This is a genomic window from Kitasatospora sp. NPDC059462, from assembly GCF_042749955.1.
In the GTDB taxonomy this organism is placed as follows: Bacteria; Actinomycetota; Actinomycetes; order Streptomycetales; family Streptomycetaceae; genus Kitasatospora.
Genome location: NZ_JBHYUU010000365.1, coordinates 1 through 2816 on the forward strand (window position 1 = coordinate 1; position 2816 = coordinate 2816).

2 protein-coding genes and 1 pseudogene are annotated in these 2816 nt (G+C 78.1%); 1 reads left to right on the forward strand and 2 read right to left on the reverse strand.

Annotated features, from left to right (window positions below; all coding sequences use genetic code 11):
• Positions 1 to 640, reverse strand: a pseudogene (locus ACFXAM_RS38430) (hypothetical protein); the annotation flags it as partial.
• 1 nt (position 641) lies between these two features.
• Positions 642 to 1331, reverse strand: coding sequence for a hypothetical protein (locus ACFXAM_RS38435; protein ID WP_380298552.1), 690 nt, complete (start codon positions 1329 to 1331; stop codon positions 642 to 644).
• A 375-nt stretch (positions 1332 to 1706) separates the two neighbouring features.
• Between ACFXAM_RS38435 and ACFXAM_RS38440 the strand changes: the two genes are divergently transcribed.
• On the forward strand, positions 1707 to 2816 hold a 1110-nt coding region (locus ACFXAM_RS38440; RefSeq protein WP_380298553.1), incomplete at its 3' end, for a serine/threonine-protein kinase.

The window sequence follows — 2816 nt, forward strand, 5'->3', positions numbered from 1 at the left end:
GTTCGTCCACCCCGGCGGTCCGCCGCTCCCCGGCCCGCCCGGCGCCGGCGGGGCGCAGCGGGACGACCTCGGCCTGCTCCGCGTCCCCCCGCTCGGCGGCGGCGCGGCTCCCGGCCGGTTCCACGTCCGACGGGTGCGCGTCCGACGGGTGCGCGTCCGACGGGTGCGTCCGGGCGGCGACGGCCGCCGCCGAGGCCGCCAGGGCGGCCGTGACCGCCCCCTGGACCTTCGCCGCCAGGGCCTCCTCCCCGCCGAAGTAGCGGGCCGGTCCCTTCACCGGGATCGCGCACAGCCCCGGGCGCAGCACCTCCACCCGGGGGGTGAACGCCTCCACCGCCGCGACCACCGGCTCGAACCGCCGGGCCTCCGCCTCCGGGTCGCGGTCACGCAGCTCCAGCGCCGGGCAGAGCCGCTGGGCCAGCTTGAGCCGCTGCCCCTGCCGCACCCCGGCCGCCCGGGCCGCCGCCGAGCAGGCCAGCACCCGGCCGCCCTCGACCACCGCCACCGGGACGTCCGGGCCGCCGTCCTCCGCCGGGCGTTCGACGGCCGCCACCGGCCAGTCCGGACACCACACCACCAGCACCCGGGGGGTGACCGCGCCACCCGCCCCGGTGGTCCCGGCCACCTCGCCGCCGGTCATCTCACACCACCGCCATGCGGTCGAGGCCCGCCCCGGCCCCCGGCACCGCGCCCTCCCCCAGCACGTCCACGTCCACCGCCCCGGCGCCGGCCGTCTCCTCCACGGTCCGCACCGCGCCGTGCGCGTCCGGCAGCCAGAGCCGGGCCGTCCGCCCGCGCCCCGCCGAGCCGCGCCCCTCGGCCACCACCTCCACCTGCCGTCCGGCGAGCTGCCCGTGCCCGTCCCCCAGCCCGAACCAGCGCCCGGAGCGCACGCCCAGCCGCAGTCCGGCCCCCGGCCACGGCCCGGCCACCAGCAGCACGCAACCGCTGCGCCGCAGCACGGCGGCCAGCCGGGCGGCGAGGTTCGGCGGGACCGGACCGTCCGGGCGCAGCATGATCAGCTCGACGGCGCCGGCCAGGACGGACACCACCTCGGCCCAGTGCGGCCCGGGGTCGTCGGCCACCAGCAGCCGCCGCAGGTCGAGCCCGTACCCGGCGGCCGCGGCCAGCCCGAGGTCCGGCAGCCCGACCGCCGCGGCCCAGCCGCCGTCGGTCTCCCGCGCCCCGGCGGCCAGGGCGAGCAGCAGCCCGGCGTCCCCGCCCGCCACCGACACCGCCGCGCCCCGGCGCAGCCCGCCCTCCGGCAGCAGCCCGCTCAGCGCGGGCACCACCGGCAGCAGTCCCCGGCCGGGGGCAGCGGTCGACGCCACCGGTCGGAGCGCGGGCTTCCGCTCGACGGTGGATTCGAAAACAGATTCGAAAACGGGCACACCCCCAGGATCGAACATCCGTTCGCAAAGATTCAAGTCCGAATCGTCCGCATCCGCCCCGCCACTCTCCGTAATCGCCCTGGAGTGTGCGCGCTCGCGGCGGGCTCCGGCGGCCGACGGGCGACCTGATGGTGCGTCACCATCCCACTGTGCCTAGGATGTCGATAGTCCGTTGAACGGAGCGTTGGCCGCGTGGGGGTTTCGGTGGCCACGACAAGCAGGTGTTTATGTCCGGCTGACAGGGTCTGCCGGTGCGACCGAGGGCCGTCCGGCCCCGGCGGCGGTCGCGACGACGAAGACGAGTCGAGGAGAATCATGCGTGGCACCACGCTCGGTGACCGCTACCGCTTGGACGAGTGGCTCGGGGGCGGCTCGATGGGCGATGTCTGGCTCGCCCGGGACCAGGTGCTCGACCGCCGGGTGGCCGTCAAGGTCCTGAAGCCCGCGCTGCTGGACGAGCCCGGCTTCGCGGAGCGGTTCCACGACGAGGCCCGGGTGATGGCCCGGGTGCAACACCCGGGCATCGTCGGCGTGTACGACTTCGGCCCCGGCCGCACCACCGACGACGTCCCCTCCTGGGGCGCACCGGCGGGCCCCGCCGCCCGTCCGACCGCCTACCTGGTCATGGAGCTGATCGACGGCGAGCCGCTCAGCACCGTGATGGAACGGCGGGGCCCGCTGACCGTCCCGGAGGCGCTCGGCCTGGCGCTGGAGGTCCTGGGGGCGCTCCAGGCCGCGCACGAGGCCGGCATCGTCCACCGGGACATCAAGCCGGCCAACCTGATGGTGCGCGACGGCCATGTGGTCATCACCGACTTCGGCATCGCCCGCCCCGGCTGCGACCCCCGGCTCACCGTGCCCGGGATGGTGCTCGGCACCGCCGCCTACCAGGCGCCCGAACAGGCCTCCACCGGCACGGTCACCGCCTCGGCGGACCTGTACGCGCTCGGGGTGGTGCTCTACGAGTGCCTGACCGGGCGGCTGCCGTTCGAGGGCGGGACCGCCCTGGAGCTGATCCTCAAGCACCTGACCGACCCGGTGCCGCCGCTGCCGGCCGACGTCCCGGACGCGGTCCGGGCCCTGGTCGAACGGGCCCTGGCGAAGGACCCGGCGCTGCGCTGGCCGGACGCCGCCGCGATGGCCGCGGCCGTCCTGTCGGCCCTCGCCGGCGAACCGGCCGGGGGCCCGGCGGCCGGGCCCTCCTGGGCGGCGGTGGTCCGGTCGACCGGTGCGCAGGCGGCGCTGCGGGCCGCCGGGTCGGCGGCCCGGCGGATGGTCCCGGCCCCCGCACCGGCCCCGGCCGGGACGCCGGCCGGGGCACCCGCCGGGGCGCCGCCGCGCCGCGCCGCCCGGTGGCGGACGGCACTGTTCGGCAGCCGGCGCCGGACCCTGCTCACGGCGGGCGCGGCCGCGCTCTGCTGCGCC